Source organism: Halovulum dunhuangense (assembly GCF_013093415.1).
Classification (GTDB): Bacteria; Pseudomonadota; Alphaproteobacteria; order Rhodobacterales; family Rhodobacteraceae; genus Halovulum; species Halovulum dunhuangense.
Genome location: NZ_JABFBC010000002.1, coordinates 36,196 through 62,085, shown reverse-complemented (window position 1 = coordinate 62,085; position 25,890 = coordinate 36,196). Strand labels below are relative to the sequence as shown.

25 protein-coding genes are annotated in these 25,890 nt (G+C 68.9%); 10 read left to right on the top strand and 15 right to left on the bottom strand.

Annotated elements, in window-relative coordinates:
* Position 1: 1 nt before the first annotated feature.
* From dctP to HMH01_RS10900, 6 genes are all read left to right on the top strand, one after another.
* Entirely contained in the window at positions 2 to 1,063 is a 1,062-nt protein-coding gene (gene dctP, locus HMH01_RS10925) for a TRAP transporter substrate-binding protein DctP (protein WP_171325469.1), read from the top strand.
* A gap of 149 nt (positions 1,064 to 1,212) precedes the next feature.
* On the top strand, positions 1,213 to 2,103 hold the full coding sequence (locus HMH01_RS10920; protein ID WP_171325467.1) for a PfkB family carbohydrate kinase: 891 nt from the start codon (positions 1,213 to 1,215) through the stop codon (positions 2,101 to 2,103).
* A complete protein-coding gene (locus HMH01_RS10915; protein WP_171325465.1) occupies positions 2,094 to 3,116 on the top strand; it encodes a tagatose 1,6-diphosphate aldolase in 1,023 nt (340 codons plus the stop codon). Before HMH01_RS10920 ends, HMH01_RS10915 begins: the two co-directional genes overlap by 10 nt.
* 1 nt (position 3,117) lies before the next feature.
* Positions 3,118 to 4,497 carry an L-fucose/L-arabinose isomerase family protein gene (locus tag HMH01_RS10910; RefSeq protein WP_216366846.1) on the top strand — a complete coding sequence of 460 codons (1,380 nt, stop codon included), beginning with the start codon at positions 3,118 to 3,120 and terminating at the stop codon, positions 4,495 to 4,497.
* A 3-nt stretch (positions 4,498 to 4,500) separates the two neighbouring features.
* Positions 4,501 to 5,613: a Gfo/Idh/MocA family protein gene (locus HMH01_RS10905; RefSeq protein ID WP_171325461.1), complete on the top strand. Its 1,113-nt coding sequence runs from the start codon at positions 4,501 to 4,503 to the stop codon at positions 5,611 to 5,613.
* Positions 5,606 to 6,532 carry an NAD(P)-dependent oxidoreductase gene (locus HMH01_RS10900; RefSeq protein ID WP_171325459.1) on the top strand — a complete coding sequence of 309 codons (927 nt, stop codon included), beginning with the start codon at positions 5,606 to 5,608 and terminating at the stop codon, positions 6,530 to 6,532. The genes HMH01_RS10905 and HMH01_RS10900 overlap by 8 nt, the downstream gene beginning before the upstream one ends.
* 360 nt (positions 6,533 to 6,892) lie before the next feature.
* Here the strand turns inward: HMH01_RS10900 and HMH01_RS10895 are convergent, their stop codons facing one another.
* The 5 genes from HMH01_RS10895 to ilvC form a co-directional block, all read right to left on the bottom strand.
* Complete coding sequence (locus HMH01_RS10895; protein WP_171325457.1) at positions 6,893 to 7,339, bottom strand: tellurite resistance TerB family protein; 447 nt, start codon at positions 7,337 to 7,339, stop codon at positions 6,893 to 6,895.
* A 27-nt stretch (positions 7,340 to 7,366) separates the two neighbouring features.
* Entirely contained in the window at positions 7,367 to 9,013 is a 1,647-nt protein-coding gene (gene pyrG / locus HMH01_RS10890) for a CTP synthase (RefSeq protein ID WP_171325455.1), read from the bottom strand.
* A 169-nt stretch (positions 9,014 to 9,182) separates the two neighbouring features.
* A complete protein-coding gene (gene secG / locus HMH01_RS10885) occupies positions 9,183 to 9,542 on the bottom strand; it encodes a preprotein translocase subunit SecG (protein ID WP_171325453.1) in 360 nt (119 codons plus the stop codon).
* A gap of 98 nt (positions 9,543 to 9,640) precedes the next feature.
* Positions 9,641 to 10,051 (bottom strand): DUF6524 family protein, encoded by a 411-nt coding sequence (locus HMH01_RS10880; protein WP_171325451.1) that lies wholly within the window; start codon positions 10,049 to 10,051, stop codon positions 9,641 to 9,643.
* A gap of 106 nt (positions 10,052 to 10,157) precedes the next feature.
* The gene (gene ilvC / locus HMH01_RS10875) at positions 10,158 to 11,180 is read right to left on the bottom strand and encodes a ketol-acid reductoisomerase (RefSeq protein ID WP_171325449.1); all 1,023 of its coding nucleotides are present in this window, start codon (positions 11,178 to 11,180) and stop codon (positions 10,158 to 10,160) included.
* A 130-nt stretch (positions 11,181 to 11,310) separates the two neighbouring features.
* Between ilvC and HMH01_RS10870 the strand changes: the two genes are divergently transcribed.
* Together HMH01_RS10870 and HMH01_RS10865 are read left to right on the top strand one after the other, a co-directional pair.
* Positions 11,311 to 11,769 (top strand): Lrp/AsnC family transcriptional regulator, encoded by a 459-nt coding sequence (locus HMH01_RS10870; RefSeq protein ID WP_171325447.1) that lies wholly within the window; start codon positions 11,311 to 11,313, stop codon positions 11,767 to 11,769.
* Positions 11,769 to 12,248, top strand: coding sequence for an Lrp/AsnC family transcriptional regulator (locus tag HMH01_RS10865; protein WP_171325445.1), 480 nt, complete (start codon positions 11,769 to 11,771; stop codon positions 12,246 to 12,248). Before HMH01_RS10870 ends, HMH01_RS10865 begins: the two co-directional genes overlap by 1 nt.
* Before the next feature lie 3 nt (positions 12,249 to 12,251).
* Here the strand turns inward: HMH01_RS10865 and HMH01_RS10860 are convergent, their stop codons facing one another.
* Positions 12,252 to 13,457, bottom strand: coding sequence for an FAD-dependent monooxygenase (locus tag HMH01_RS10860; RefSeq protein WP_171325443.1), 1,206 nt, complete (start codon positions 13,455 to 13,457; stop codon positions 12,252 to 12,254).
* 42 nt (positions 13,458 to 13,499) lie between these two features.
* The gene (locus HMH01_RS10855; protein ID WP_171325441.1) at positions 13,500 to 14,141 is read right to left on the bottom strand and encodes a pyrimidine 5'-nucleotidase; all 642 of its coding nucleotides are present in this window, start codon (positions 14,139 to 14,141) and stop codon (positions 13,500 to 13,502) included.
* A gap of 109 nt (positions 14,142 to 14,250) precedes the next feature.
* Here HMH01_RS10855 and HMH01_RS10850 point away from each other — a divergent pair, with 109 nt between their 5' ends.
* Positions 14,251 to 14,886 carry a GntR family transcriptional regulator gene (locus HMH01_RS10850; protein WP_171325440.1) on the top strand — a complete coding sequence of 212 codons (636 nt, stop codon included), beginning with the start codon at positions 14,251 to 14,253 and terminating at the stop codon, positions 14,884 to 14,886.
* A gap of 96 nt (positions 14,887 to 14,982) precedes the next feature.
* On the opposite strand, the gene HMH01_RS10845 is transcribed toward HMH01_RS10850, so the two are convergent.
* From HMH01_RS10845 to carA, 3 genes are all read right to left on the bottom strand, one after another.
* Positions 14,983 to 15,936, bottom strand: a complete 954-nt coding sequence (locus HMH01_RS10845) for an MBL fold metallo-hydrolase (protein WP_171325438.1) — start codon at positions 15,934 to 15,936, stop codon at positions 14,983 to 14,985.
* A gap of 85 nt (positions 15,937 to 16,021) precedes the next feature.
* A complete protein-coding gene (locus HMH01_RS10840; protein ID WP_171325436.1) occupies positions 16,022 to 17,884 on the bottom strand; it encodes a glycosyltransferase family 2 protein in 1,863 nt (620 codons plus the stop codon).
* Between the two features lie 83 nt (positions 17,885 to 17,967).
* Positions 17,968 to 19,101, bottom strand: coding sequence for a glutamine-hydrolyzing carbamoyl-phosphate synthase small subunit (gene carA, locus HMH01_RS10835; RefSeq protein ID WP_246237391.1), 1,134 nt, complete (start codon positions 19,099 to 19,101; stop codon positions 17,968 to 17,970).
* A gap of 260 nt (positions 19,102 to 19,361) precedes the next feature.
* Between carA and HMH01_RS10830 the strand changes: the two genes are divergently transcribed.
* Complete coding sequence (locus tag HMH01_RS10830) at positions 19,362 to 19,817, top strand: GatB/YqeY domain-containing protein (RefSeq protein ID WP_171325432.1); 456 nt, start codon at positions 19,362 to 19,364, stop codon at positions 19,815 to 19,817.
* A 28-nt stretch (positions 19,818 to 19,845) separates the two neighbouring features.
* Here HMH01_RS10830 and HMH01_RS10825 read toward each other — a convergent pair whose 3' ends face one another.
* The 5 genes from HMH01_RS10825 to HMH01_RS10805 form a co-directional block, all read right to left on the bottom strand.
* Positions 19,846 to 21,261: a hypothetical protein gene (locus HMH01_RS10825; protein WP_171325430.1), complete on the bottom strand. Its 1,416-nt coding sequence runs from the start codon at positions 21,259 to 21,261 to the stop codon at positions 19,846 to 19,848.
* Positions 21,262 to 21,403: 142 nt separating this feature from the next.
* Positions 21,404 to 21,952: a DUF2244 domain-containing protein gene (locus HMH01_RS10820; RefSeq protein WP_171325428.1), complete on the bottom strand. Its 549-nt coding sequence runs from the start codon at positions 21,950 to 21,952 to the stop codon at positions 21,404 to 21,406.
* A complete protein-coding gene (gene ctaD / locus HMH01_RS10815; protein WP_171325426.1) occupies positions 21,952 to 23,589 on the bottom strand; it encodes a cytochrome c oxidase subunit I in 1,638 nt (545 codons plus the stop codon). The genes HMH01_RS10820 and ctaD overlap by 1 nt, the downstream gene beginning before the upstream one ends.
* Positions 23,590 to 23,800: 211 nt before the next feature.
* On the bottom strand, positions 23,801 to 25,363 hold the full coding sequence (locus HMH01_RS10810) for an alanine/glycine:cation symporter family protein (protein WP_171325424.1): 1,563 nt from the start codon (positions 25,361 to 25,363) through the stop codon (positions 23,801 to 23,803).
* 17 nt (positions 25,364 to 25,380) lie between these two features.
* Positions 25,381 to 25,824, bottom strand: coding sequence for a universal stress protein (locus HMH01_RS10805; RefSeq protein ID WP_171325422.1), 444 nt, complete (start codon positions 25,822 to 25,824; stop codon positions 25,381 to 25,383).
* Between the last annotated feature and the right edge of the window lie 66 nt (positions 25,825 to 25,890).

Genomic DNA, 25,890 nt, shown 5'->3' with positions numbered 1-25,890 from the left:
CATGCAATTTTCGACAGCCATCAAGTCGCTCGCCGTGGCGACGCTGCTGATGGGCACCGCGGCCAGCGCGCAGGATTTCACCATCCGCGCGACCGCCAACTCCAACATGGAGGACGAGGACGCCGACGGGCTGGCGGTGTTCGAGCAGTATGTCGAGGCGGCCTCGAACGGGCGCATCGCGGTGGAAAGCTTCATCGGCACCCAGCTCTGTTCCACCGGCGAGGAGTGCCTGCAGGGCATCGCCGACGGGTCGATCGACGTCTACATCTCGACCTCGGGCGGCACGGCGGGGATCTTTCCCTTCGTGCAGGTGCTGGACCTGCCCTACCTGATGAGCGACGACCGGGTGGCCGAGGCGGTGCTGGCCAACGGCTCGCCCTTCGTGCGGCGGATGCAGGAAATGGTGATGGAGTATTCCGACGGCACCATCCGGCTGATGACCATCGGCAACACCGGCGGCTGGCGCAGCTTCGCCAACACCGAGCGGCGGGTGCAGGAGCCGGGCGACCTGGCGGGCCTGAAGCTGCGCACGGTTCCGGCCGACCTGCCGCAGGAACTGGTGCGCGCGCTCGACGCCTCGCCCACGCCGATCCCGTGGCCCGAGCTGTTCACCTCGCTTCAGACCGGGGTGGTCGAGGGCACCGCGAACGGCATCACCGACATCATGAACATGAAGTTCCCCGATGCGGGGCTTCAGTACCTGACGCTGGACGGCCATTCCTACATGGGCGCGCTGTGGTTCATGAACAACGAGAAGTTCATGGCCATGCCCGAGGATCTGCGCCGGGTGGTGGTGGACGGGTTCTACCAGCTTCAGCAGGCGACATTCGCCTCGCCCAAGCGCAAGTCGATCGCGGCCTACGAGGCCTATCTTGCGGGGGGCGGCGATCTTTACGTCCCGAGCCCCGAGGAAAAGGCCGCCTTCGCCGAGGCTGCCGCGCCGGTCTATGACTGGTTCAAGGCCAATGTCGAGGGCGGCGAGGAGGTCTTCAACGTCCTGACCGAGGCGGTGGCCGAGGTCGAGGCAGAGATCAATGCCGTCTACGACGCCGAACTGAACTGATCCCTCCCAAGGATCGTGCGCCCGGGGCTGGACCCCGGGCGCGCAGACTGGCCCCGCTGTAAAGGTGGGGCATCTTTCCCGAAAGAACCGACAGACATGGCTCGCCCCGATCCGCGTTCCCGACCCCGTCTTGCCGAAAGGCCCGCCCGATGACCGAGGTGCTGGTCTGCGGCTCGGCCGTGATCGACATGATCTTCGAGGTGGACCGCTTCCCGGACCGCGCCGAGAAATACCGCGCGCGCGACGCGCGCATCCTGGGGGGCGGCTGCGCCGCGAACGCCGCCGTGGCGATCACGCGCCTGGGCGGCCGGGCCCGGATCGCCGCGCGCTGCGGTGACGACCTGATCGGCCGGCTGATGCGCGAGGGCCTGGAGGAGGAGGGGGTGGACACGTCCCTTGTCCAGGTGGCGGAAGGCGGGCGCTCGGCCTTTTCCTCGATCCAGGTCACCCCCGATGGCGAGCGGCAGATCATGGCCTTTCGCGGCGCGGGGCTGGCGGTGGACCTGCCCGCGGGCGGCTTGGGCCGGCCCGATGCCGTGCTGGCCGACACCCGCTGGCCCGAGGCAGGCGTCGCCGTGCTGGACCATGCCCGCGCGCTGGGCGTGCCGGGCATACTGGACGGCGAGGCGCCGGTCGCGCCGGAGTTGCTGCGCGCCGCAAGCCATGCCGCCTTTTCGGCGCAGGGCCTGCGCGCGCTGACCGGGCGGGACGACCTGGCCGAGGGGCTGCGCGCTGCCGCCGCCATGACGGATGCCTGGGTCTGCGTCACCGATGGCGCGCGGGGCACGCATTATCTCGACGACGGGCGCATCGCGCATGTCCCCTCGCCCCGCATCGTGCCGGTGGACACGCTGGGGGCGGGCGATGTGTGGCACGGCGCCTTTGCGCTGGCGCTGGGCGAGGGCATGGCGCTTGGCGCCGCCATCGCCTTCGGCAATGCCGCCGCCAGCCTGAAATGCACGGTGCCGGGGGGGCGCGCAGGCGCCCCGGACCGCGCCGCAACCGAAGCCTTCATGCAAAGGAACGAGGAATGGAACTGACAGCCGGAAAGCTCTGGGGGCTGCGCCGCATGGCCGACGCCGCGGGGCGCTTCAAGATGACCGCCGTGGACCAGCGCCCGCCCATCAAGGGGCCGATCGCGAAGTACCACGACCTGCCCGAGGCCCCCTGGGAAGAGGTGGCGCGCTTCAAGACGCTTCTGATCGAGACGTTGCAGGACGCATCCACCGCGATGCTTCTGGACCCGCATTACGCGATCCCGATGGGGCTGGACCGGCTTTCGCCCGCCAAGGGCCTGATCGTCACGCTGGAGGACAGCATCTTCGAGGATGCGCCCGGCGGGCGGCTTTCATCCGAGATCGACGACTGGTCGGTGAACAAGATCAAGCGCATGGGCGGCGACGCGGTCAAGGTGCTGGCCTGGTATCGCCCCGATGCCGCGCCGGAGGTCTGCCGCGCCCAGCAGGATTTCACCAAACGCATCGGCGAGGCCTGCGCGCGCTACGACATCCCCTTCCTGTTCGAGTTGCTGGTCTATCCGCTGAAGGGCGATGCGGACCAGACCAAGGACTATGTGGAAATGGCCGGCAAGCGCAGCGATCACGTCCTGGGCTCGGTCGAGGAATTCGCCAGGTCAGACTACGGCATTGACGTGTTCAAGCTGGAAAGCCCCGTGGCGGCGAAGGACGCCGACGGCTCGGCCGCCGTTCAGGCCGTCTTCGACGAGATGGGCCGGCTTGCCGGGCGGCCCTGGGTGATGCTGTCGGCGGGCGCGGGCAAGGCCGAGTTCAAGGCGGTGATGGAACATGCCTACAAGGCGGGCGCGTCGGGCTATCTTGCGGGCCGGGCGATCTGGCTTGACGCTTTCGGGGCCTACCCCGACTGGGCCGCGATCGAGGCGGGGCTGAGGGGCGAGGGCTGCGCCTACATGGCAGAGCTGAACGCGCTGACCGACGCCGCGGCACTTCCCTGGTTTGACCACCCCTGTTTCGGGGGGCGGACCGGCGTGCAGCCGGCGGATGCCAGTTTCCGCCATGTCTACGGGGCGATGTGACATGGCACGCATCGGCATCCTGCCGCTGGGGCGCCCCACCTTCGACGTGGACTTCGCGGGCGAGAAGCTGGCCGCGATGCTGGCGCGGCTCGACGCATCCGGGCACCAGATCGCGGGGCCGCGCGGGCTGCTGTTCGACGCGGCCGCGACCCGCGCCGGGCTGGCGGAGTTGCGGGAGGCGTCCATCGACCACCTGCTGATCCTGCAGGTGACATTCACCGACGCGTCCATGACGGTGGAGGCGGCCAACGCCTTCCCCGGCGTGCCGCTCTCGATCTGGGCGGTGCCCGAACCGCGCCTTGGCGGGCGGCTGCGGCTGAACGCCTTCTGCGGGCTGAACCTTGCCTCGCATGCGCTGGGGCTGGCGGGGCGGGATTTCGGCTGGCTCTACACGGATGCCGGGGACGCCGACCTGGACGGGCTGCTGGCCGGGCGGCACCAGGCCGGGCGGCTGGCGCCGGTGGCGGGGGCGGGCGATGCGGGGCGGGGCCGCAAGGTGGCCGACGCGCTTGCGGGCCGGCGCATCGCGCGGATCGGCGCGCATCCCGACGGGTTCGACACCTGCGCCTATGACGCGGACCGGCTGATGGCGCTGGCCGGGGTCGCGGTGGACGCGCTGGAACTGGACACGCTGTTCGACACCGCCCGCGCGGCCGACGCGGACGCCGCCGCCAGCTTGCGCGCGCGCACGGCAGAGGCGCTGCCGGATCTGGACGCGGTGGACCAGGACCAGCTGGACCGCTCGCTGCGGCTGCGGCTGGCGCTTGACGCGATCCGGGCGAAGGGCAGCTACGACGCCTTTGCCATCCGCTGCTGGCCCGAGACATTCACCGAATATGGCGGCGCGGTCTGCGGGCCGGTGGCGCAGCTGGGCGAGGCCCGGGTGCCCTGCGCCTGCGAGGCCGATGTCTATGGCGCGCTGACCCAGCTTCTGTTGCAGGAAGTGGCGCAGGCCCCGGTTTTCCTGGCGGACCTGGTGGACATGGATGCGGCCGACGATACCGGCGTCGTGTGGCATTGCGGGCAGGCGCCCCTGTCGATGGCGGCGGAAAGCGTCGCGCCGCACGCGACGATCCACACCAACCGCAAGATGCCGCTGCTTTACGAATTCCCGCTGAAGCCGGGCCGGGTGACGCTTGCGCGCGTCAGCCAGGCGCATGGCAGCCCGCGCATGGTGATCGCGGGCGGCGAGATGCTGGACCGGCCGATGGCCTTTACCGGGACCTCGGGCGTGCTGCGCTTCGACCGTACGGCCGATGAGACGCTGCAAAGGGTGATGGCCAGCGGGCTCGAACATCACATGGGGCTGGTCTATGGCGACCACCGCGCGGCGCTGGCCGACGTGGCGGCGGCCATGGGCCTGCCCGTACTGGAGCTTTGAGAGATGACGATCAGATACGGGATCATCGGTTCGGGCATGATGGGGCAGGAGCATATCCGCAACATCAACCTGCTTGGCGATGCGCGCGTGGTGGCGGTGTCCGACCCCGATGCCGCGATGCGCGGGGCGGCGCAGGCCACCGCGGGCCCGGGCTGCGCCGCCCATGCCCATCACCGCGACCTGCTGGCCGCGGGCGGGCTGGACGCGCTGGTGATCGGCGCGCCGAACCACCTGCACCTGCCCATCCTGCGCGACGCGATGGCAAGCGGCCTGCCCATCCTGTGCGAGAAGCCGCTGGGCCTGACCGATGCCGAATGCGCCGAGATCGAGGCGTTGCAGGCGGGCAGGCGCGCGCCGCTGTGGGTGGCGATGGAATACCGCTACATGCCCGCCATCACCCGGCTGATCGCCGAGGTGGAGGCCGGGACCGCAGGGCGGGTGCACATGCTCTCGATCCGCGAGCACCGCTTTCCCTTTCTTTCGAAGGTGGGCAACTGGAACCGTTTCGCCGATCAGACCGGCGGCACCCTGGTCGAGAAATGCTGCCATTTCTTCGACCTGATGCGGCTGATCCTGAAATCCGAGCCGGTGCGCGTCTATGCCTCGGGCGCGATGGACGTGAACTTCCTTCACGAGGAGTATGGCGGCCGCAAGCCCGACATCATCGACAATGCCTTCGTGATCGTCGATTTCGCCAACCGCACGCGCGCCATGCTGGACCTGTGCATGTTCGCCGAAGGGTCCTGGTGGCAGGAGGTGGTGTCGGCCACGGGCGACATCGCGCGGGTGGATGCGCGCATCCCCGGGCCCGCGCGCTTCAACCCCGACGGGCAGGACCGGCACAGCCAGCTTGTCGTCTCGCCCCGGCTGAAGCAGGGCTACCGGCAGGAGGATATCGCCAACGACCCGGCGCTGGCGCGGGCGGGCGATCACCACGGGTCCACCTTCTACCAGCACCAGCGCTTCATCCAGATGATCCGCACGGGTGGCGCGCCCGAGGTTTCCGTGCGAGACGGACGCATTGCCGTCGCCGTGGGGGCGGCGGCCGAGGAAAGCATCCGCACCGGGCTGCCGGTGCATCTGCCCGAATTTGCCGGAGTGCCCGAATATGCCTGATGTCGTCATCACCGAATTCATGGACGAGGACGCCGTCGCCGCGCTGAGCGCGCGGTTCGACTGCCTTTACGACCCCGCGCTGGTGGACCGGCCCGAGGATCTGGCGGCGCTTCTGGGCGATGCCCGCGCGCTGATCGTGCGCAACCGCACCCAGGTGCGCGAGGCGGTGCTGGGGGCCGCGCCGAAGCTGTCCTGCGTGGGCCGGCTGGGCGTGGGCCTGGACAATATCGACGTGGCGGCCTGCAAGGCGCGCGGCGTGGCGGTCTATCCCGCCACCGGCGCCAATGACGACGCGGTGGCGGAATATGTCGTGACCGCCGCGCTGGTCCTGCTCAGGGGCGCGTGGCACGCGACCGACCGGGTCGCGGCCGGGGAATGGCCGCGCCAGGCGCTGATGGGCCGCGAGGTGGGCGGCAAGACGCTGGGGCTGATTGGCTTTGGCTCGATCGCGCGCCAGACCGCGCGGCGGGCGGCGGCGCTGGGCATGCGGATCGCGGCCCATGACCCCTTCCTGCCCGAGGGCGATCCGGCCTGGAAGGACGCCGAGCGGATGGACCTGGAGCGGCTGGCGGCAGAGGCGGATGTGCTCAGCCTGCATGTGCCGCTGACCGACGGCACGCGCCACATGGTGAACGCCGATCTTCTGTCACGGATGAAGCCCGACGCGATCCTGGTGAACGCGGCGCGCGGCGGCGTGGTGGACGAGGCGGCGCTGGCGGCCGCGCTGCGCGCCGGGCGCCTGGGGGGCGCCGCCCTTGACGTGTTCGAGGAGGAACCGCTGACGGCGGCCGGCGGGGCGAAGTATGACGGGCTGAACGTGATCCTGACGCCGCATGTCGCGGGCGTCACGCAAGAGGCGAATGTGCGGGTCAGCTCGATGATCGCCGATCGGGTGGCGGCGCATCTGGACGCGCTTTGAGGATGGACGCCCCCTGTCGAGGGACTGGCCCGTCCCGGGCTTGACCCGTCCCGGGCTTGACCCGGGACCCCGCGCCGCGAGGCGAGGCCCCGGGTCAGGCCCGGGGCGCGTATCGTGGGGGGCGCGTATCGTGGGGGGCGCGGAGGGAGGCCCCGGGTCAAGCCCGGGGCGCGTATAGTGGGGTGCGGGGGAGCGAGGCCCCGGGTCAGGCCCGGGGCGCGTATCGTGGGGTGCGGGGGAGCGAGGCCCCGGGTCAGGCCCGGGGCGCGTATCGTGGGGTGCGGGGTAGCGAGGCCCCGGGTCAAGCCCGGGGCGCGTATTGTGGGGTGCGTCTGGTGGTCGCCGTGTCCGGGATGCGCCTCAGCCCTGGCGGGCCGCCTCGGCGCGCTGGCGGGCGAGGCCGCTGTCCACGTCGTTCACGCCCAGCAGCTTCACCACCAGCCGCAGGAAGGCGTTTTCCATGTGGTCGCGGTCGTCATCGGCCAGTGCCACGGACCAGAGCGACTCGACGATGGCGCCGCGTTCCTCGTAGGGAACGCCGGTCTTGATCGCCTTGGTCAGGTGCACGGTGTCGCCGGCCTCTGCCTCCAGCGCCTCGCCTCGGGCGCGCAGGGCGGCGGCGGCGGTTCCGTCCAGCCCGTAGCGGCGCATCAGGATGGCGTCGATCACCGCCTGCTCGTGCGCGGCGTAATCCTCGTCGGCCCTGGCGCAGCGCACCAGCAGCGCCGCCAGCGACAGGCGGTAATCCCCTTCGGGGTCGGCCTGCGGCGCCTCGCCCATCAGGCGTTTGAACAGGTCTGCGATCATGCGGGGATACCTAGTCCGTCCTGCCGCCTACACAAGCCGCGACTGTTCGAGGGCCGCGCGCACGAAGTCGCGGAACAGCGGGTGCGGTGCGAAGGGCTTTGATTTCAGCTCGGGGTGGAACTGCACGCCGATATACCAGGGATGCTCGCGCAGCTCGACGATTTCGGGCAGGCGGCCGTCGGGCGACATGCCCGAAAAGGTCAGGCCCTCCGCCTCCAGTTTCTCGCGGTACTTGATGTCCACCTCGTAGCGGTGGCGGTGGCGTTCCGAAATCGCGGTGGTGCCGTAGATATGGGCGACCTTGCTGCCCTCTTTCAGCACCGCGTCATAGGCGCCAAGGCGCATGGTGCCGCCCTTGTCGTCCTGGGTGGTGCGCTGGATGGTGCGGTTGCCCTCTACCCATTCCTTCAGGTGATAGACCACCGGCTCGAAGCGGCGCACGCCCGCCTCGTGGTCGAATTCCTCGGAGCCGGCGTTCGACAGGCCCAGCAGGTCGCGCGCCGCCTCGATCACCGCCATCTGCATGCCGAGGCAGATGCCGAGGTAGGGGATCTGGCGTTCGCGGGCGAACTTGGCGGCGCGGATCTTGCCTTCGGTCCCGCGCTCTCCGAAGCCGCCCGGCACGAGGATGGCGTTGTAGCCCTCGAGCAGGGGGGCCACGTCCTCCTCGCGCTCGAAGATCTCGGCGTCGATCCATTCGGCGCGCACCTTGGCGCGGTTCGCCATGCCGCCATGGGTCAGCGCCTCGGCGATGGACTTGTAGGCATCTTCCAGCTGGGTGTACTTGCCGACGATGGCCACGCGCACCTCGCCCTCGGGGTTGTGGACGCGGTCGACCACGTCTTCCCACTTGTCGAGCACGGGCTTGGGCGCGGGCGAGATGCCGAAGGCATCCAGCACCGCCTGGTCCAGCCCCTCGCGGTGATAGGCGAGCGGGGCCTCGTAGATCGACTTCAGATCCTGCGCCGCGATCACGCTGTCGGGGCGCACGTTGCAGAACAGCGCCAGCTTCTCGCGCTCCTTCTCGGGGATCGGGCCTTCGGACCGGCAGACCAGCACGTCGGGCGCGAGCCCGATCGAGCGGAGTTCCTTGACCGAATGCTGGGTCGGCTTGGTCTTGAGCTCGCCGGAGGCGGCGATGTAGGGCAAGAGCGTCAGGTGCATGAACACGCATTGCCCGCGCGGCTTTTCCTGCGCGAACTGGCGGATCGCCTCGAAGAAGGGCAGGCCCTCGATGTCGCCTACCGTGCCGCCGATCTCGCAGAGCATGAAATCGACCTCGTCCTCGCCGATGCGGATGAAGTCCTTGATCTCGTTGGTGACGTGGGGAATGACCTGGATCGTCTTGCCCAGGTAGTCTCCGCGACGCTCCTTTTCCAGCACGTTGGAATAGATGCGCCCGGCGCTGATCGAGTCGGTGCGCCGCGCGGCGACCCCGGTGAAGCGTTCGTAATGTCCAAGATCGAGATCGGTCTCCGCCCCGTCATCGGTGACGAAGACCTCGCCATGCTCGAAGGGGCTCATCGTGCCCGGATCCACGTTCAGGTAGGGGTCGAGCTTTCGCAGCCGCACCGAGTAGCCGCGCGCCTGAAGAAGCGCGCCCAGCGCGGCCGAAGCAAGGCCCTTGCCCAGGCTGGATACGACACCGCCGGTGATGAAGATGAACCGCGCCATGCATGCGCCTCCCGTGATTGTCGCCCGATCCTGGAACTGGGCCGTGCCGCTATGCTCACGGGAGTCCATATCTACCGGATTCGGAAATCCGGCACAAGGATAGGGTCACTAGATGCTGTGTTGAAAGGAAAAGGGGCAACCAGCGGTTGCCCCTGCAACTTCGGCCCGGTTATTCCGCCGGGGGCGGGACCGCCGGCCCGCCGGGGGCGGGCGGTGTCAGGTCGCCGCCCAGCGTGGGCGGCAGAAGCGGGCTGTCGCCGCCCGCGGGCTGTTCGATCACGCCGTCGATCACGCTGGATCCGACGCTGTCCTGCGTCGCGAACCATGTCAGCGCCAGGCTGGTGATGATGAAGCCGATCGCCAGCGCCCAGGTCACCTTGGCCATCGGCGTCGAGGGCGGGCGCCCCGACATGACGCCGCCGCCACCGCCGCCGATCCCCAGCCCGCCCCCTTCGGAGCGTTGCAGCAGCACCGACAGGATCAGTGCCAGCGCAAGAATGAGGTGGATGGTCAGAACGATGTTTTCCATGTCGGAGGACGTCTCTTTCCGGCTCGTGTCACGGTCAGGCGCGGTCTAGACCATCAACTGTGGGGTGTCGAGGGTCAAATCAAGTCCCCGCGCGGGGCTCAGGCCTCGGCGTCGTCGATGTCGTCCACATCGGTCTGCCCGGACAGGCGGCGGCGGATGATCGACCAGCTCAGTCCCACCGCCATCACGAAGGACAGCGCCAGAAGCCCGATCCAGGTGGTGAAGTCGGGATCCCGGAACGAGATCCAGCCGATGTCGCGCAGCACCCACAGAAGCGCGCCCACCAGCGCCGCGACCAGGCCGATGCCCACCACCCCGATCGAGCGGAAGGTCGCGCGCAGGTAGATGACATAGCCCACGAACAGGACCAGCCCGAACAGCACCACCAGCGACAGCTGTTCGCCGGTATTGGCCTGTGCCCAGCGGAAGTAGTTCAGCGATGTGGGGTTGAAGGTGGCCATCACCAGCAGGATGGCGGCGGCCCAGCGGATCAGGAAGGATCGTCCCATGCGGCGCTCCGGTCTTGCGTCGCGGGAAGCCTAGCGCGCCGATCCCGCGCTGGATAGGGGAAAGGCGGCGGCCCCGGGCGGATTGCCGGGGCCGCCGCGCAGGGCGTCAGTTCTTCGACTTGTCGACCATCTTGCCGGCCGAGATCCAGGGCATCATGCCGCGCAGCTTTTCGCCGACCGCCTCGATCTGATGGGCGTCGTTGATCTTGCGGGTCGCCTTGAACATCGGCTGGCCGACCGAGCATTCCTGCATCCAGTCGCGCACGAAGCGGCCGGTCTGGATGTCGGTCAGCACCGCCTTCATCCGCGCCTTGGTCTCGTCATAGGGCAGGATGCGCGGGCCCGAGACATACTCGCCGTATTCGGCGGTGTTCGAGATCGAGTAGTTCATGTTGGCGATGCCGCCCTCGTAGATCAGGTCCACGATCAGCTTCACCTCGTGCAGGCACTCGAAATAGGCCATTTCGGGGTCGTAGCCGGCTTCCACCAGCGTCTCGAAGCCCATGCGGATCAGTTCCACCAGGCCGCCGCACAGCACCGCCTGCTCGCCGAAGAGGTCGGTCTCGCATTCCTGGCGGAAATCGGTCTCGATGATGCCCGAACGCCCGCCGCCGATGGCCGAGCAGTAGGACTTGGCGATTTCCAGCGCGGTGCCCGAGGCGTCGTTGTGAACGGCCACGAGGCAGGGCACGCCGCCGCCCTTGACGAATTCGCCGCGCACGGTGTGGCCGGGGCCCTTGGGGGCCATCATGATGACGTCCACGCCGGGCTTGGGCTCGATCAGGCCGAAATGCACGTTCAGGCCGTGGGCGAAGGCGATCGCCGCACCCTCGCGCAGGTTGTCATGGACATACTTGCGGTAGGTGTCGGCCTGCAACTCGTCCGGCATGGTCAGCATCAGCACGTCGGCCCAGGCGGCGACTTCGGCCAGGCCCATGACCTGGAGCCCCTCGCCCTTGGCCTTGGCGGCCGAGGGCGAACCCTCGCGCAGGCCGATGGCCAGGTTCTTCGCGCCCGAGTCGCGCAGGTTCAGCGCATGGGCATGGCCCTGCGAGCCGTAGCCGATGATGCCGACCTTCTTGTCCTTGATCAGGTTGATGTCGCAGTCGCGATCGTAATAGACGCGCATGGTGATCCCCTTTCGCGTTTCAGATGGGCGCAAGGATAGGGCAGGGGGCGCGATTTGATTTTCCATTTTCGGCAATTTCCGCTAAAGCGGCGAAAATTCATTCGCAGAACCGCCGGAAAGCGCCTGTCCAATGCAGCTTGACGCCACCGACCGCCATATCCTGCGCCTGTTGCAGGAAGACGCCAGCCGCCCCAACGCCGCACTTGCAGATGCGGTGGGCGTCTCTCCGGGGGCCTGCTGGCGCCGGATCGAACGGCTTGAGGGCGCGGGCGTCATCAAGGGGCGCGAGGTGCGGATCGATCCCCGCGCGCTGGGCTTCGAGGTGCAGGTCTTCCTGCGGGTGACGCTGGACAAGACCGCGCCGAACGCATTCGACGCCTTCATCGCGGAAGCCCGGCGGATCCCGTATGTCCAGAGCATCGAGACGCTGCTGGGCCGGGTCGATATCCGCATGGACGTGATCGCGCGCGACCTGACCCATTACCAGCAGATCTACCAGGAGCGTATCCTGGCCCTGCCGCATATCGCCGACATCGAGGCGCTGATGCTGGTCTCGGAACTCAAGAACACGGGGGCGCTGGCGATCTGATGGCGCTGGATCTGGACGATACCGACCGCGCCATGCTGCGCGCGCTTCTGGCCGATGGCAGCCTGGGGGCCAAGGCGCTGGGCGACCGGGTGGGCCTGTCCCAGCCCGCCGCCTGGCGACGGTTGCGCCGGCTTGAGGAGGCGGGCGTCATCACCGGGCGGCACGCGGTCCTAGACCGCGAGAAGCTGGGCTTCGGGGTGGTGGTGTTCCTGGGCGTGAAGCTGGCCGGCAAGGGCCGCGTGAGCCTTGCCGATTTCGAGCGGGCGGTGACCGCGATCCCGGAAGTGCAGGTCGTGCAGCACGTCCTTGGCGTCTATGACTTCCGGCTGAAGGTGGTGGCGCGCGACCTGGCCGATTTCGAGCGGATCCTGCGCCGCCGGATCATGACCCTGCCCGGCGTGGGCGAGGTGGAGAGCAACGTGCTTCTGAGCGAGGAAAAGCTGCCCCCCGGCCGCTTTCTCGGGCTGGCCGAGGGGTAGGTTTCAGGCCCCCAGCCCCGCGCGCATCGCGACGCGCCGCACCGGCACCGCGCCGTAAAGCGCCCTGAGCCCCGCGCGCCGCAGGTCGCGCAGGCCCTGCGCCTCGGCCATGGCGGCGCGGTTCAGCACATCGACGCCGGTGACGCGCGCGGCGATATCCGCGTGCCGCGCCCGGTTGTACCGCGCAAGCAGATCCGGCGCGCCGATATCCGCGCCCCGGTCGCGGGCCGCCACGCACAGGTCGCGCAGCGCGCGGATGTCGGCAAGGCTCATGTTCAGCCCCTGCGCGCCGATGGGCGGGATCACATGGGCGGCCTCGGCCACCAGCGCCAGCCGCGGGCCGTCGAGCCTTGCCGCGATCTGGCTGATGATCGGCCAGGACACGCGGCGGCTTGCCAGCGCGAGCGGCCCCAGCACGCCGCAGGAGCGTTCGTTCAGCGCCGCCTCGAATCCGGCATCGTCAAGCGCCGCAAGCCGCGCCGCCTCGGGCCCCGTCTCCATCCAGACCACCGCCGAATGGGGCACGCCGTCCTGGTCGGGCAACGGCACCAGCGTGAAGGGGCCGCCCGTGCGGTGGATCTCGGTCGAGACGTTCTGGTGCGGCAGCGGGTGGCTGACGGCAAAGACCATCGCCCGCTGGCCGTAATCCCAGCGCCGCGCCTCGATCCCCACAGCCTGCCGCAGGAAGCTGTCGCGCCCGTCGGCGGCCAGCGCGAGTGCTGCGCGGATCTGCCGGCCGTCGGACAGCGTCACGATCGCCTCGCGGGTGCGGGGGGTGTAGCGCGCGACCTTTGCGCCGGTCAGCAGCGTCGCCAGCGGCTGCGCCTCAAGATGGGCGAGGATCTCGCGCCGGATCAGCCAGTTGGGCAGGTTCACGCCGAACCGCGCCTGCCCGATCTCGGCCGCGTCGAAATCCGCCACCTCGCGGATGCCGGGTTCCGCGCCGCCCGCATCGGCGAGCCGCATCACGCGCAGATCGGTCGCATGGGGGGCGAAGCGGTCCCAGAGCCCCGCCTCGTCGAACAGCGCGATGGCCGGTTCCAGGAAGGCGGTGGAACGCAGGTCCGCGCCTTCGGCCCCGGCCGTGGTGACGGGGGCAGAGGGTTCCACGCAGATGGTGCGAAAGCCCGCGGCGGCGAAGATGGCGGTGGCGGTCAAGCCCGCGATGCCGCCGCCGGCGATGACGATGTCTGTCTGGGTCCTGTCCATGGCCCGCAATCTAGGCCGTGGCGCAGGGCGCGGGAAGCCCGCTCAGATCACTTGCGACAGAAAGCGCGTCAGATCCTCGGTCCGGTGGTGGATGTGGTCGCCCTCGTGGTGGGGGCCCACCAGCACCGTGCGCATGCCCAGCGCGTGGGGCACTTCCAGGTTGCGGGGGTCATCCTCGAACATGGCGCCGCGGTCGGCCTCGAGCTTCGCCAGCCCGAACACCCGCTCGAAGGCGTCGCGCCGGGGCTTGGGGGCGTAGCCCGCATCCTCTACCCCGTAAAGCGCGTCGAAAAGGCCATCCAGCCCCCGCGCCTGCGTGACCCTGCGGGCATGTTCGCGCGAGCCGTTGGTATAGACGATCTTGCGCCCCGGCAGGGCCGCGATGGCCAGGCGCAGCGCCTCGTCGCGGGGCAGGTTGGTCAGGTCGATCGCGTGAACGGCGTCGAGGAAATCCTCGGGGTCCACCCGGTGCAGGTCCATCAGCCCCGCCAGCGTGGTGCCGTGGCTGCGCCAGTATTCCGAGCGCAGCCGCCCCGCCTCTGTCTCGGTGACGCCGAGGCGGGTCACGATGTAGTCGGTCATCAGCCGCTCGATCTGGTCGAACAGCCGCGCCTCGGGCGGGTAGAGCGTGTTGTCGAGATCGAAGACCCACGCCCGGACATGAGAGAAGTCGCGCTGATACATGACGCAACAGCTAGCGCCGGGCGGGGGCGCGCTCAACCGAAATCGTTAGACACGCGGGCCGCCCGGCGCTAGCACAATTGGAAAACACGAAGAATTGCGACCCCTGCCCATGGACAACCTTACCCTGAAGGACGCCTACGAGATGGTGCTCGATGCCATCGACAAGGGCGAGTACAAGCCCGGCGACCGTCTGGTGGAGGCGGAACTGGCCGAACGCTTCGGCGTGTCGCGCACCCCCATCCGCGAGGCGTTCCAGAAGCTCGAGACGCAGGGCATCCTGGCGCGCGACGGGCGGTCGCTGATCGTCGCCTCGCTGGATCACGACCAGATCGGGGAGCTGTATGTCCTGCGGGCAGAGCTCGAGGCGCTGGCAGCAAGGCTGGCCGCCCAGCATGCCGCCCCGGAAGAGATCAAGGTGCTGTTCGAGATGGTCGAGCAGGACCGCAAGCTGATCGGCCAGCCCGACAAGCTGAGCCGCGCGAACAAGCGGTTTCACCGCCAGCTGCACCTGGCCAGCCACAACCGCTACCTGATCCAGCAGCTGGAACTGGTGCACCGGTCGATGGCGCTGATGAGCTTCACCACGTTTTCGGCCGAGGGGCGTTCGCCCGCGGGGCTGGACGAGCACCAGTCCATCGTCGAGGCGATCGCCGCGCGCAATGGCGAGGCGGCGGATGCCGCGGTCAGGGCGCATATCTCTGCCGCCTACGAGACGCGGCTCAAGCAGAACGCGCTGCGGGGTTGATCGGCGGGCAGGCCCGCCGGGGGGGCTGATCGGCGGGCAAGCCCGCCGGGGGTCTGATCGGCGGGCAAGCCGGGGGGCCGGCCCGCCGGGGGTGCCTTACAGGCTCAGCTGGTAGCTGACCGGCACATAGCGGAAGCCCTCTCCCCGGGCCTCGACGAAGCCCACGCCGGGGAAGGGCATGTGGTAGCCCACGAAGGGCACGCGGTCGGCGGCCAGCATGCCGAAGATTTCCTTGCGGCTGGCGGCGGCGGCGGCCTTGTCCATGTCGAAGCGCACTTCCCAGTCCGGACGCTGAAGCGACAGCACGAAATGGTTCGCGGTGTCGGCGGCCAGCATCAGGCGCCGGCCCTCGCTTTCCAGGTGATAGACCATGTGGCCGGGGGTGTGGCCGAAGGCGCCAACGGCCTCGATGCCCGAGGCGACGGTCTGGCCCGGCTCCAGCAGGGTGATCCGCTCGCCGATCATGTCGGCCAGGCCCTTGACGGTGTTGGAGTTGCCTTCGGCGGGGGTGCCCATGCGCGCATCCGAGGTCCAGAAGTCGAACTCGGTCGCGCCGGTGACGTATTCGGCATTGGCGAAGGTCAGCGCGCCGCCCTCGGTCATGCCGTTGATGTGGTCGCCATGCCAGTGGGTGATGACCACCTTGTCCACCTGGTCGGGGCTGTAGCCAGCCTCGGCCATGCGCTCCAGCAGGTGGCCGCGGGCCGGGCGCGCGCCCTCGCCGTTGCCGGTGTCGAACAGGATCAGCTCGGTGCCGGTGTTCACGAGGACCGGGTGGAAGGTGAATTCCATCGCGTTCGTGGGCAGCAGGTTCTCGGTCAGCAGCGCCTCGACCGTCTCGACCGTCTGGTCCTGCCCGAAGATGCCCTGCGGCCCCTCGACCGGGTTGAAGCCGTCAAGCAGAACGGTCACCTCGAAATTGCCCAGCGTCATGCGGCGGAAGCCGGGGCGGGTGGCGCCCATCATCGGGGCCGCGCCGAAGGCGGGCATCGCGGCGGCGGTTGCGGCGCCGGCGGCGCCGGTCAGAAGCAGATCCCTGCGGGTAATCATGGCGTGCTCCATGTTGGTTTGCGTGGACCGGAGTATGGCCCGCAACCCCAGCGTTTCCACCACGCTCACGCCTGCGTGAACCGCCCTAGAGCCCGTGTTCCGTCTTGGCCCAGAAGAAGGGGCGGGTGAATATCTCGAACACCGCGCGCCAGGCGGCCAGCGCGCCAAGCGGCCAGTAGGCGGCCAGAAGCGGCACGGTGGCCAGCAGATGCCGGCGCGGCTGGGCCCAGACGGCGCGGGCGGCCACCGCCAGCATCACCGCCTGTCCGGCGAACATCGCCGCGAAGAAGCCGTGCCAGGCCGCGGGCGGCGCCGCATCGAACAGCGGCAGGCCGACACCCCACCAGCCCAGCCAGAGCACCCAGAACAGCGGCGTCGCGAGATAGGCGGTCAGCCCGCCCAGCAGCAGCAGCTGGAAGCCTGCGAAGCCCCGCGGGCCAAGATCGCGCCACAGCGCGCGCGGCGCGCGCATGTGGGTGGCCCAGGTCATCGCGTAGCCCTTCAGCCAGCGCGACCGCTGGCGGATCCAGGGCAGCGGGCGGCAGTTCGCTTCTTCATGCGTCGTGGTCGCGACCATCTCGGTGCGGTAGCCGAAACGCGCCAGACGAAAGCCCAGGTCCGCGTCCTCGGTCACGTTGTGGGCGTCCCAGGCGCCCACATCCTCCAGCGCGCGGCGGCGGAAGAAGACGGTGGTGCCGCCCAGCGGGATCGGCATGCCAAGGCGCTGCACGCCGCCCAGCAGCACCCGGAACCAGATCGCGTATTCGATCGCGAAGCAGCGCGACAGGAAGTTCTGGCGCGCGTTGTAGAAATCCAGATAGCCCTGCACGCAGGCGACATCCGGCGCGGCGCGGCCCAGATGGCCCACGACAAGGTGCAGCTGGTCGGGCTCTGGCCGATCCTCGGCGTCGTAGATGCCGACGACGCTGCCGCGGCAGAATTCCAGCGCGTAGTTCATCGCCCGCGGCTTGGTCTTCAGCGCGTCATCCGGCACCCGCAGCACCCGCATCCAGGGCGGCAGGTCGAGCTGCGCCAGCGCCAGCGGCGTCGCCAGGTCGTCGCACTCGGTGATGAGCAGCACGTCGAGCAGCTCTTTCGGGTAGGTGCTGCGTTCCAGCGCGGTGATCAGCTGGCGGATCGTCACCTCTTCGCGGTAGAGCGGCACCAGGATCGACACCACCGGCCAGCCGCCGGGCGGCGGCAGCGGCACCAGCCCCGGCGCGGGGGCCGGGGTGACGGGCTGGGGCCGCAGGCTGGTCGCCAGCGCAAAGGCCCGGAGCGCGGTGGTGCAGAGGTTCATCAACGTGACCCATGCAAGCAGCAGAAGCAGCATCGCCATCGGCGCGGCCGCCGTCAGCGCGAGAAGCGCCAGCAGCGCGGCGGGCAGGGCGGGGCCGCCGCCACCGGCCCAGCTGCGGCAGGACAGCGGCGCGGGGCAGCGGTCGCGGGTAAGGCCGGAGAGCACGGCGCCGCGCAGGCGCACGATCTCGGCCTCGATCTGCCGGCGATCGGCCAGCACGAAGCTCAGCCGGTCCGACAGGGCGGGCAGACGGTCGCGGATGCGGGCGATGTCCTGCGGGTCGGCCACGGCGCAGATCAGCCGCCGCCCCAGCCGCCGCCAGGGCAGGAAGCCCAGCCGCAACAGCCCGCGCGGGTCCATCCCGTCCACCAGCAGCGGGTCGGCCGGATAGTGCGCCAGGTCCACCGTCATGTGGCCCCATTGCACCCCCAGCGCCGCCGCCAGCCCGCCGCCCGAAATCTGTCCGCGGCGGTGCAGGATCTCGCCCAAGGGTCGGCGCAACGCGCCCTGCGCCCCGAGCGCGCTGTCGATCTGGGCCCGGGCGATCCCCGCGTCGCGGCGCAGGATCGTGCCAAGCTGAACCGGATCGGAACCGGCGGCCAGCACGGGCGGCGGGCTTGCGGCGATACTCTGGGACTGGTGACGCATCGCGCATACTCGCTGCTGGCCGCGTGGAAACGTGGCCGGCAGGGTCCGCGCTTGCGGTTAAGGCGCGGTTAAGCGCGAAGGCTTCAGGCCGGAACGCTGTCCGCGCGGGCCCGCATCGCATCCACGAAACGCTCGAACAGGTAGAAGCTGTCCTGCGGTCCGGGGCTGGCCTCGGGGTGGTGCTGGACGGAAAAGACCGGGCGGTCGCGCATGGCGATGCCGCAGTTCGAACCATCGAACAGCGAGACATGGGTCTCGACCACGCCCTCGGGCAGGGTCTGGCTGTCCACCGCGAAGCCGTGGTTCATCGAGGTGATCTCGACCTTGCCGGTGGTGTGGTCCTTGACCGGGTGGTTCGCCCCGTGATGGCCGTGGTTCATCTTGAGCGTGCGCGCGCCCAGCGCCAGCGCCAGCATCTGGTGGCCGAGGCAGATGCCGAAGACGGGGATGTCCGTCCTGTCGAGGATCTCGCGGATCATCGGCACGGCGTATTCGCCGGTCGCGGCCGGATCGCCCGGACCGTTCGACAGGAACAGCCCCTCGGGGTTCAGCGCCAGGATCTCGTCGGCGGTGGTGGTGGCGGGCATGACCGTCACCTCGCAGCCGGCAGAGGCCAGGCAGCGCAGGATGTTGCGTTTCGCGCCATAGTCGATCGCCACGACCTTGTGGCCCGGCCCCTCGCGGCGGCTGTAGCCCTCGGGCCAGGCCCAGCGCATCTCGTCCCAGCGGTAGGACTGGGCGCAGGTCACGTCCTTGGCCAGGTCCGCCCCCTCGAGGCCCGGAAACGCCTTTGCCGCCTTGTGCAGCGCCTCGAGGTCGAAGACCCCGTCGCGGGAATGCTGAAGCGCCACATGCGGCGCGCCCTGGTGGCGGATGGCGCGGGTCAGGCGGCGGGTGTCGACGCCGCCGATCCCGATGCGCCCGCGCCGCGACAGCCAGGCGTCCAGCCGCTCGGTCGAGCGCCAGTTCGACGGCTCGGTCGGGTTCCAGCGCACGACCATGCCCGCGGCGACCGGGTCGGCGGTCTCGTCATCCTCGGGGTTGACGCCGACATTGCCGATATGGGGGAAGGTGAAGGTGACGATCTGCCCGGCATAGGACGGATCGGTCATGATTTCCTGGTAGCCGGACATGGCGGTGTTGAAGCACAGCTCGGCCACGGCCAGGCCTTCGGCGCCGAATCCGTGCCCGAAGAAGAACTGCCCATCTGCCAGCATCAGGCAAGCGGTTGGCTTTTCAGTGAAATTCCCGCCGTCAGAGCCCTGGGAAGTGTCTTCGGTCATGGTCGCATCCCCCGTTCCGCCGCGCAAACTCGCCGGAACCTACGCCTGCCGGGGGGCACGGTCAAGCTTGGGTGATTAATAAATAACCAAGCGAAATCAGCATGTTGCGGGATGGGTAAAGGAATTGTAAGCGCGGGCCGTTGGCTGTATAGCTGGGCGCCTGACATCGAGGCCCCTCAACAACAGGAACCGACATGATCCGTGCAAGGCTGTCGCAGGAGCTGAAGGACGCGATGAAGGCCAAGGACCAGGCGCGGCTGTCCACGCTGCGCCTGATCAACGCGGCCATAAAGGACCGCGACATCGCCGCCCGCTCGGAGGACAATATCGAGGGCGTGTCGGACGAGGAAATCCGCGCCATCATGGCCAAGATGATCAAGCAGCGCCGCGACAGCGCGCAGGCCTATGACGAGGCCGGCCGGATCGAGCTGGCCGAGGCCGAGCGCGCCGAGATCGAGGTGATCCAGTCCTTCCTGCCCAAGCCCCTGTCCGAGGCGGATGTTCAGAAGGCGATCGAGGCCGCCATCGCCGAGACGGGCGCCAGTTCGATCCGCGACATGGGCAAGATCATGGGCGTGCTGAAGGCGAAATATGCGGGCCAGATGGATTTCGGCAAGGCCGGCGCCCAGGTGAAGGCGGCGCTGGGCTGATCCGGCCGCCCTGCGGGCGGGCCAGAGTTCAGAGCGCCGCCACCAGCACCACCCAGCCCGACAGGATCACGGCGCCCGAGAGCGTGTAGACGCCGTTCCAGCGGAAGCCGACATGGGCCGCGCTGACCCCGCCGAGCGCGCCGACCATCAGCGTGGTCGCCGTGAAGGGAGAGCTTGCGCCGCCCAGCGCCCAGCCGGCGGTGATCGCCACCACCAGGTCGTCGGGCGCAAGGCCCAGCGCGCCTGCTGTGGGCAGAAGCGGCGCCATCAGCGAGACGGACAGGATCGGGTTCATCCCGATCTGGCCCACCAGCGGGATATACCACACGATCGCCACCAGGATCACCCAGCCCGGCAGCACCGACAGGTCGATCCCGGCGCGGTCCGCGAGCGGCAGCAGCAGAAGCGCGCCCAGCGTGCCGATGATGCCCGCCATCATCAGCAGCACCACCTCGCCGCGATAGGCGGGCAGGTCGCGGATGACGTAGTCCCGGGCGCGGGCGAGCGCCTGCGCGGCGCCCCCCGGTCCGCGGTGCTGAAGGCCGAGCCAGACCGCAGAGATCACCGGGACGACCAGCATGACGACCCCCACCGCCGGCACGCCGATCACGATGTGCAGGAGCGCCACGCTGCCCATCAGCAGCGCGAGCAGGAAGAGAAGCGGCGCAAGGCTGCGGCCCCATGTGCCCTGGGGCCGGGTGCGCGCGGGCGCGGGCGCGCTGAGGCGGGGCTTGAAGGCGGTGTCGAGCGCCCAGCCGAGGGCTGCCAGGATGAAGGCGGTGCCGAGCGCGGGCAGGGCTGCCCCGGCCCAGCTGGCCCCGGGGATGAGCGAGGTGCTGATCGCGATGGAAAAGCCCAGCGGCGACCAGGCAAAGGTGGACACCAGCCCGCGCTGCACCGCCAGCAGCATCCGCCGGATGCGGTGGCCGCGGATCTCGGCATTGGGCTCGTCGCGGGCCGAGGCGGTGGCGAGGCTGCCCAGAAGCGCGATGGCGCCATAGTTCAGCAGCAGGCCGAACAGCTGGCCCCCCAGCGTCAGCGCAAGGTAGCGCTTGCCGGGCGGCTGGGCGGCAAGGAAGCGGCCGCAATCCCGGATCGCGGGCGATGTCTCGGCGACATGGCGCAGGGTGGTCAGCGCCGCGAAGAAGGCGCCGATGAAGGCCGCCCGCTCCAGCGCGGCCATGACCTGCGCGGGGCCGTCGGCGCGCAAGCCGAGCGTCACCGCCCCGAGGGTCACGCCGACGGCGACGAAGATCAGGCGCCCCCGTTTCACGCGCGGGATCAGCGCGAGGATCAGCAGGGCCGCAAGGATCGCTGAGAGCGGCCCCTCCCAGCGGCCCCCTTCCCATTCGCCCATCACGACCAGAACGGTGATGGCGAGCAGCAGCCAGCCGGCGATCCGGTCCAGAAGGCCGGGCACCTGGGGGGCGACCTGTGCGGTCATGGGTGGTCAAGGGGGCTGGGCATCGGGGCCGTCGGGTCAGTCTGGTGTTCCTGCCGACCATGAACACCCGTTCAGGGCCGGGATCAAGGTATCGCGTCGGATTTCGCGGGAAATGCGGACCCGGCGGGGGTGCCCGCCCCGCTCAGGGGCGGGGCAGGGCGTGCAGCGCGCGGTCCAGGTCGTCGCGCAGCGTGAGCCGTTCCTCGGGGCTGAGGAAGGCGCCCAGTTCGATCTCGCGGCCGTTGCCCTTCAGGGTCAGGTAGTTCTCGATCCGCGCGCGGTCGTGGATCCTGACCGTCACCCAGTAGGGGTTGGCGTGCCAGCGGTGCACGCCGCCCTTCGGCTCGGTGCGGACGACCGTGATCAGGTCGGGCCAGATGCGCAGCTCCTCGCGCAGTTCGCCGTCGCGGTAGCTGCGGCGGATCGCTGCGTAAAGCGCGATCAGCGCCCCCACCAGGAAGGGCAGCAGACCCCAGGCCACGGGCGTGCCGAGGAACGGGATCAGCGGGATCGCCAGGGCGGCGGCGACGAAGATCAGCACCTGGCGGAAACCGTCGATGCTGAGCGAGCGATGCGGCCAGAGCGTCAGCTGGAAGGCCGGGGGATCGTCGCGGTCATAGGGGTCCTGAACGGCAGAGGCCGGGGGGGATCCCCCGGCCTCCGGCGTTGTCGTCGTGTCGGGGTCGGGCATCAGTGATGCGCTTTGTCCCACATGTCGCGCGTCGGCAGCGTCTCGAAGGTGTGCTCCGGCGGCGGGTTCGGCAGGGTCCACTCCAGCGTGTCGGCATGCTCGCCCCAGTAGGCCGGCTCGGTCACGCGCTCGCCACGGAAGATGGTGTAGAACACGATGCCGAAGAACAGCAGGAAGGACGCGCCCGACAGGAAGGCCCCGTAGGAGCTGATCTCGTTCCAGTACGCGAACTGCTCGGGGTAGTCGATGTAGCGGCGCGGCATGCCCTGACGGCCCAGGAAGTGCTGCGGGAAGAAGGTGACGTTGGCCCCGATGAAGAAGGTCCAGAAGTGCACCTTGCCCCAGAATTCCGGGTACTGGCGGCCGGACATCTTGCCCAGCCAGTAGTAGACGCCGGCGAAGATCGCGAAGACCGCGCCCAGGCTCATGACGTAGTGGAAGTGGGCCACGACGTAATAGGTGTCGTGATAGGCCCGGTCCACGGCGGCCTGGGACAGCACGACGCCGGTCACGCCACCCACGGTGAACAGGAAGATGAAGCCGATGGCGAACAGCATCGGCGTCTTGAAGTCGATCGAGCCGCCCCACATCGTCGCGATCCAAGAGAAGATCTTGATGCCGGTGGGAACCGCGATGACCATTGTCGCCAGCATGAAATAGGCCTGCTGGGTGGTGGACATGCCGACCGTGTACATGTGGTGCGCCCAGACCACGAAGCCCAGCGCGCCGATGGCGATCATCGCGAAGACCATCGGCAGGTAGCCGAAGATGGGCTTGCGCGAGAAGGTCGACACGACATGGCTGATGATGCCGAAGCCCGGCACGATCACGATGTACACCTCGGGGTGGCCGAAGAACCACAGCAGGTGCTGGTAGAGCACCGGGTCGCCGCCGCCGGCCGCGTCGAAGAAGGCGGTGCCGAAGTTCCGGTCGGTCAGCAGCATGGTGATCGCGCCCGCGAGCACCGGCAGCGCCAGCAGGATCAGGAAGGCGGTGACCAGGATCGACCAGGCGAACAGCGGCACCTTGAACAGCGTCATGCCGGGGGCGCGCATGTTCAGGAAGGTGGTGATGATGTTGATCGCGCCCAGGATCGACGAGGCACCCGACAGGTGCACGGCGAAGATGGCAAGATCGGTCGAATACCCCGCCTCGGTGGTCGACAGCGGCGCGTAGAGCACCCAGCCGATGCCCGAGCCGAGCTGCCCGTTGCCGCCCGGCGAGACCACCGACAGCACCGCCAGCGACGAGCCGGCGACGAACAGCCAGAAGCTGAGGTTGTTCATCCGCGGGAAGGCCATGTCCGGCGCGCCGATCATCAGCGGCATGAAGTAGTTGCCGAAGCCGCCGAACAGCGCGGGAATCACGACGAAGAACATCATCAGGATCCCGTGGCCCGTGATCATCACGTTCCACAGATGCCCGTTGGGTTCGCCGTCGATGAGCATGTACTGGACGCCCGGCTCCATCAGCTCGAGGCGCATGTACATGGTGAAGGCAACCGAGATCAGCCCCAGAACCGCCGAAACGATAATGTAGAGGATCCCGATGTCCTTGTGGTTGGTGGACATGAACCAGCGGGTGAAAAAGCCCCGCGTGTCATGCTCGGCATGGGCGTGTGCCGTTGCATCTGCCATTGGTGTTCTCTCCTGAGACGTCTTTTCTTTCACGCGCACGCCGTCATCCGCGCGCGCCCCGTCCGTCCCCGTGTATAGCCCAGCGGCTCGGGAGGGCTCAACATCAACATGGTCAAGGGTCGATGCCTAATTGTCGCGCTTGGCTTACGTCAGGCGCGGCTGGCAGGGGCGAAGGGGCCGCGGGGGCGGCCCCTTCCGGTGCGTGTGCGGGTCAGGCGAACTTGCGAATCTCGCCCGAGCGCAGGCGCGCGAAATACGACTGCGTCTCGCGCTTGACGATCGGCATCAGGACATAGAGGCCGATGATGTTGGCGACCGCCATGGCGAAGATCATCGCGTCCGAGAAGTCGATCACGGCGCCCAGCTGCGCCGCCGCGCCGATCACCACGAAGGCGCAGAAGATCAGCTTGAAGATCAGCTCGGTCGTCTTGCCCTCGCCGAACAGGTAGGTCCACGCCTTCAGCCCGTAATAGGACCACGAGATCATCGTCGAGAAGGCGAACAGCACCACCGCCAGCGCCAGCACATAGGGGAACCAGCTGAACACCGTGGCATAGGCGGCCGAGGTCAGTTCAACCCCGCTGGCGCCGCCCACGGTCACGATGGCGCCGTTCTCGACCACATAGAGCCCGGTCTCGGGGTTGATCGTCAGCACGCCCGAGATGGTGATGACGAGCGCGGTCATGGTACAGATCACCACCGTGTCGATGAAGGGCTCGAGCACGGACACCACGCCCTCTGTCACCGGCTCCTTGGTGCGCACCGCGGAATGCGCGATGGCGGCCGACCCCACGCCCGCCTCGTTGGAGAACGCCGCGCGGCGGAAGCCCTGGATCAGCGCGCCGACCATGCCGCCCGCGACCCCCAGCCCGGTGAAGGCACCGGCGAAGATCTGGCCGAAGGCCCAGCCCACCAGTTCGATGTTGGCGATGATGATCACGAGCGAGGCCGCGACATACATCAGCGCCATGAAGGGGACCACCTTTTCGGTGACGCGCGCGATCGACTTGATGCCGCCCACGATCACGGCAAAGACGATGGCGGCCATGACAAGCCCGGTGATCCAGCCGTTGCCGTTCAGGAAGCTTGCCTCGCCGCCGGTGATGTTGACCAGCTGCGCATGGGCCTGGTTGGCCTGGAACATGTTGCCCCCGCCGACCGCACCGCCCAGGCAGAAGATCGAGAACAGGATCGCGAGCAGCTTGCCGCCGCCCACGCCCCGCTCCTTGAAGCCCTTGGTGATGTAGTACATCGGCCCGCCCGAGACGGTGCCGTCGGGATATTCGTTGCGGTATTTCACGCCCAGCGTGCATTCGGTGAATTTCGTGGCCATGCCCAGAAGACCCGCAAGGATCATCCAGAATGTGGCGCCGGGCCCGCCGATGCCGACCGCGACCGCGACGCCCGCGATGTTGCCAAGCCCCACGGTGCCCGACAGCGCCGTGGCGAGCGCCTGGAAGTGGCTGACCTCGCCGGCGTCTTCGGGGTTCGAGTAGTCGCCCTTCACCAGCGAGATCGCATGCCCGAAGGCGCGCAGCTGGATGAAGCCCAGATAGACCGTGAAGACGACCGCCGCGACCACCAGCCACAGCACGATCCAGGGAAAGCTGGTGCCGGGCAGGGGGGCGAAGATCAGGTTGACGAACCATCCGGTGGACGAGGCGAAAATCTCGTTCACGCGCTCGTCGACGGTCTGGGCGAAGGCGCCGGCCGGGCCGAGGCTCAGGGCGGCGGTGGCGGCGCCAAGGCGCCGCGACGGAATGAACTGCTTCATCTGCGAATGCTCCGGGATCATGTGGGAACGACGGTGACGGGCACGCTGGCCGAGGCGACGAGATTGCCGGTGACGCTGCCGAAGATGCGGTTGCGCAGGCCGCTGCCGCCGCTTTCGCGGGCGACGACGATCTGGGCCGCGCCCTTCTCGCGGGCGACCTTTTCCAGGATGTCGGCCGCATGGCCGTGCCGCACCACGCCCTCGGCGTCGAAGCCATCGGACGCGAGCGCGGCGAGCGCGGGCTCGATCACGCGGGCGCGGGCGATGGATATCTCCTCTTCGCGGCGGCGGTGGCGCTGCTCGTTTTCCTCGGGGGTCTGGAAACTGAAGGGCGACCATTCGATCACATAGCACAGGATGATCCTGCTGCCCTCCATGCGCCCGGCCTGGGCCTTGGCGTGGGCCAACGCCTTCTGACCTGCGTCCGAGCCGTCGAGGCCGACCAGTATCGTCATTGACATGGGTCCTCCTGGGTGCGCGCGCACCTCTTCCTGTTGTGGCGGAGGAGCCGCATGGCGCCGGGTCCG

Bases quoted from the DNA above. Each gene is read 5' to 3' on its own strand.
- dctP (WP_171325469.1), top strand. From the start codon at position 2: ATGCAATTTTCGACAGCCATCAAGTCGCTCGCCGTGGCGACGCTGCTG.
- HMH01_RS10920 (WP_171325467.1), top strand. From the start codon at position 1,213: ATGACCGAGGTGCTGGTCTGCGGCTCGGCCGTGATCGACATGATCTTC.
- HMH01_RS10915 (WP_171325465.1), top strand. From the start codon at position 2,094: ATGGAACTGACAGCCGGAAAGCTCTGGGGGCTGCGCCGCATGGCCGAC.
- HMH01_RS10910 (WP_216366846.1), top strand. From the start codon at position 3,118: ATGGCACGCATCGGCATCCTGCCGCTGGGGCGCCCCACCTTCGACGTG.
- HMH01_RS10905 (WP_171325461.1), top strand. From the start codon at position 4,501: ATGACGATCAGATACGGGATCATCGGTTCGGGCATGATGGGGCAGGAG.
- HMH01_RS10900 (WP_171325459.1), top strand. From the start codon at position 5,606: ATGCCTGATGTCGTCATCACCGAATTCATGGACGAGGACGCCGTCGCC.
- HMH01_RS10895 (WP_171325457.1), bottom strand. From the start codon at position 7,339: ATGATCGCAGACCTGTTCAAACGCCTGATGGGCGAGGCGCCGCAGGCC.
- pyrG (WP_171325455.1), bottom strand. From the start codon at position 9,013: ATGGCGCGGTTCATCTTCATCACCGGCGGTGTCGTATCCAGCCTGGGC.
- secG (WP_171325453.1), bottom strand. From the start codon at position 9,542: ATGGAAAACATCGTTCTGACCATCCACCTCATTCTTGCGCTGGCACTG.
- HMH01_RS10880 (WP_171325451.1), bottom strand. From the start codon at position 10,051: ATGGGACGATCCTTCCTGATCCGCTGGGCCGCCGCCATCCTGCTGGTG.
- ilvC (WP_171325449.1), bottom strand. From the start codon at position 11,180: ATGCGCGTCTATTACGATCGCGACTGCGACATCAACCTGATCAAGGAC.
- HMH01_RS10870 (WP_171325447.1), top strand. From the start codon at position 11,311: ATGCAGCTTGACGCCACCGACCGCCATATCCTGCGCCTGTTGCAGGAA.
- HMH01_RS10865 (WP_171325445.1), top strand. From the start codon at position 11,769: ATGGCGCTGGATCTGGACGATACCGACCGCGCCATGCTGCGCGCGCTT.
- HMH01_RS10860 (WP_171325443.1), bottom strand. From the start codon at position 13,457: ATGGACAGGACCCAGACAGACATCGTCATCGCCGGCGGCGGCATCGCG.
- HMH01_RS10855 (WP_171325441.1), bottom strand. From the start codon at position 14,141: ATGTATCAGCGCGACTTCTCTCATGTCCGGGCGTGGGTCTTCGATCTC.
- HMH01_RS10850 (WP_171325440.1), top strand. From the start codon at position 14,251: ATGGACAACCTTACCCTGAAGGACGCCTACGAGATGGTGCTCGATGCC.
- HMH01_RS10845 (WP_171325438.1), bottom strand. From the start codon at position 15,936: ATGATTACCCGCAGGGATCTGCTTCTGACCGGCGCCGCCGGCGCCGCA.
- HMH01_RS10840 (WP_171325436.1), bottom strand. From the start codon at position 17,884: ATGCGTCACCAGTCCCAGAGTATCGCCGCAAGCCCGCCGCCCGTGCTG.
- carA (WP_246237391.1), bottom strand. From the start codon at position 19,101: ATGCTGGCAGATGGGCAGTTCTTCTTCGGGCACGGATTCGGCGCCGAA.
- HMH01_RS10830 (WP_171325432.1), top strand. From the start codon at position 19,362: ATGATCCGTGCAAGGCTGTCGCAGGAGCTGAAGGACGCGATGAAGGCC.
- HMH01_RS10825 (WP_171325430.1), bottom strand. From the start codon at position 21,261: ATGACCGCACAGGTCGCCCCCCAGGTGCCCGGCCTTCTGGACCGGATC.
- HMH01_RS10820 (WP_171325428.1), bottom strand. From the start codon at position 21,952: ATGCCCGACCCCGACACGACGACAACGCCGGAGGCCGGGGGATCCCCC.
- ctaD (WP_171325426.1), bottom strand. From the start codon at position 23,589: ATGGCAGATGCAACGGCACACGCCCATGCCGAGCATGACACGCGGGGC.
- HMH01_RS10810 (WP_171325424.1), bottom strand. From the start codon at position 25,363: ATGAAGCAGTTCATTCCGTCGCGGCGCCTTGGCGCCGCCACCGCCGCC.
- HMH01_RS10805 (WP_171325422.1), bottom strand. From the start codon at position 25,824: ATGTCAATGACGATACTGGTCGGCCTCGACGGCTCGGACGCAGGTCAG.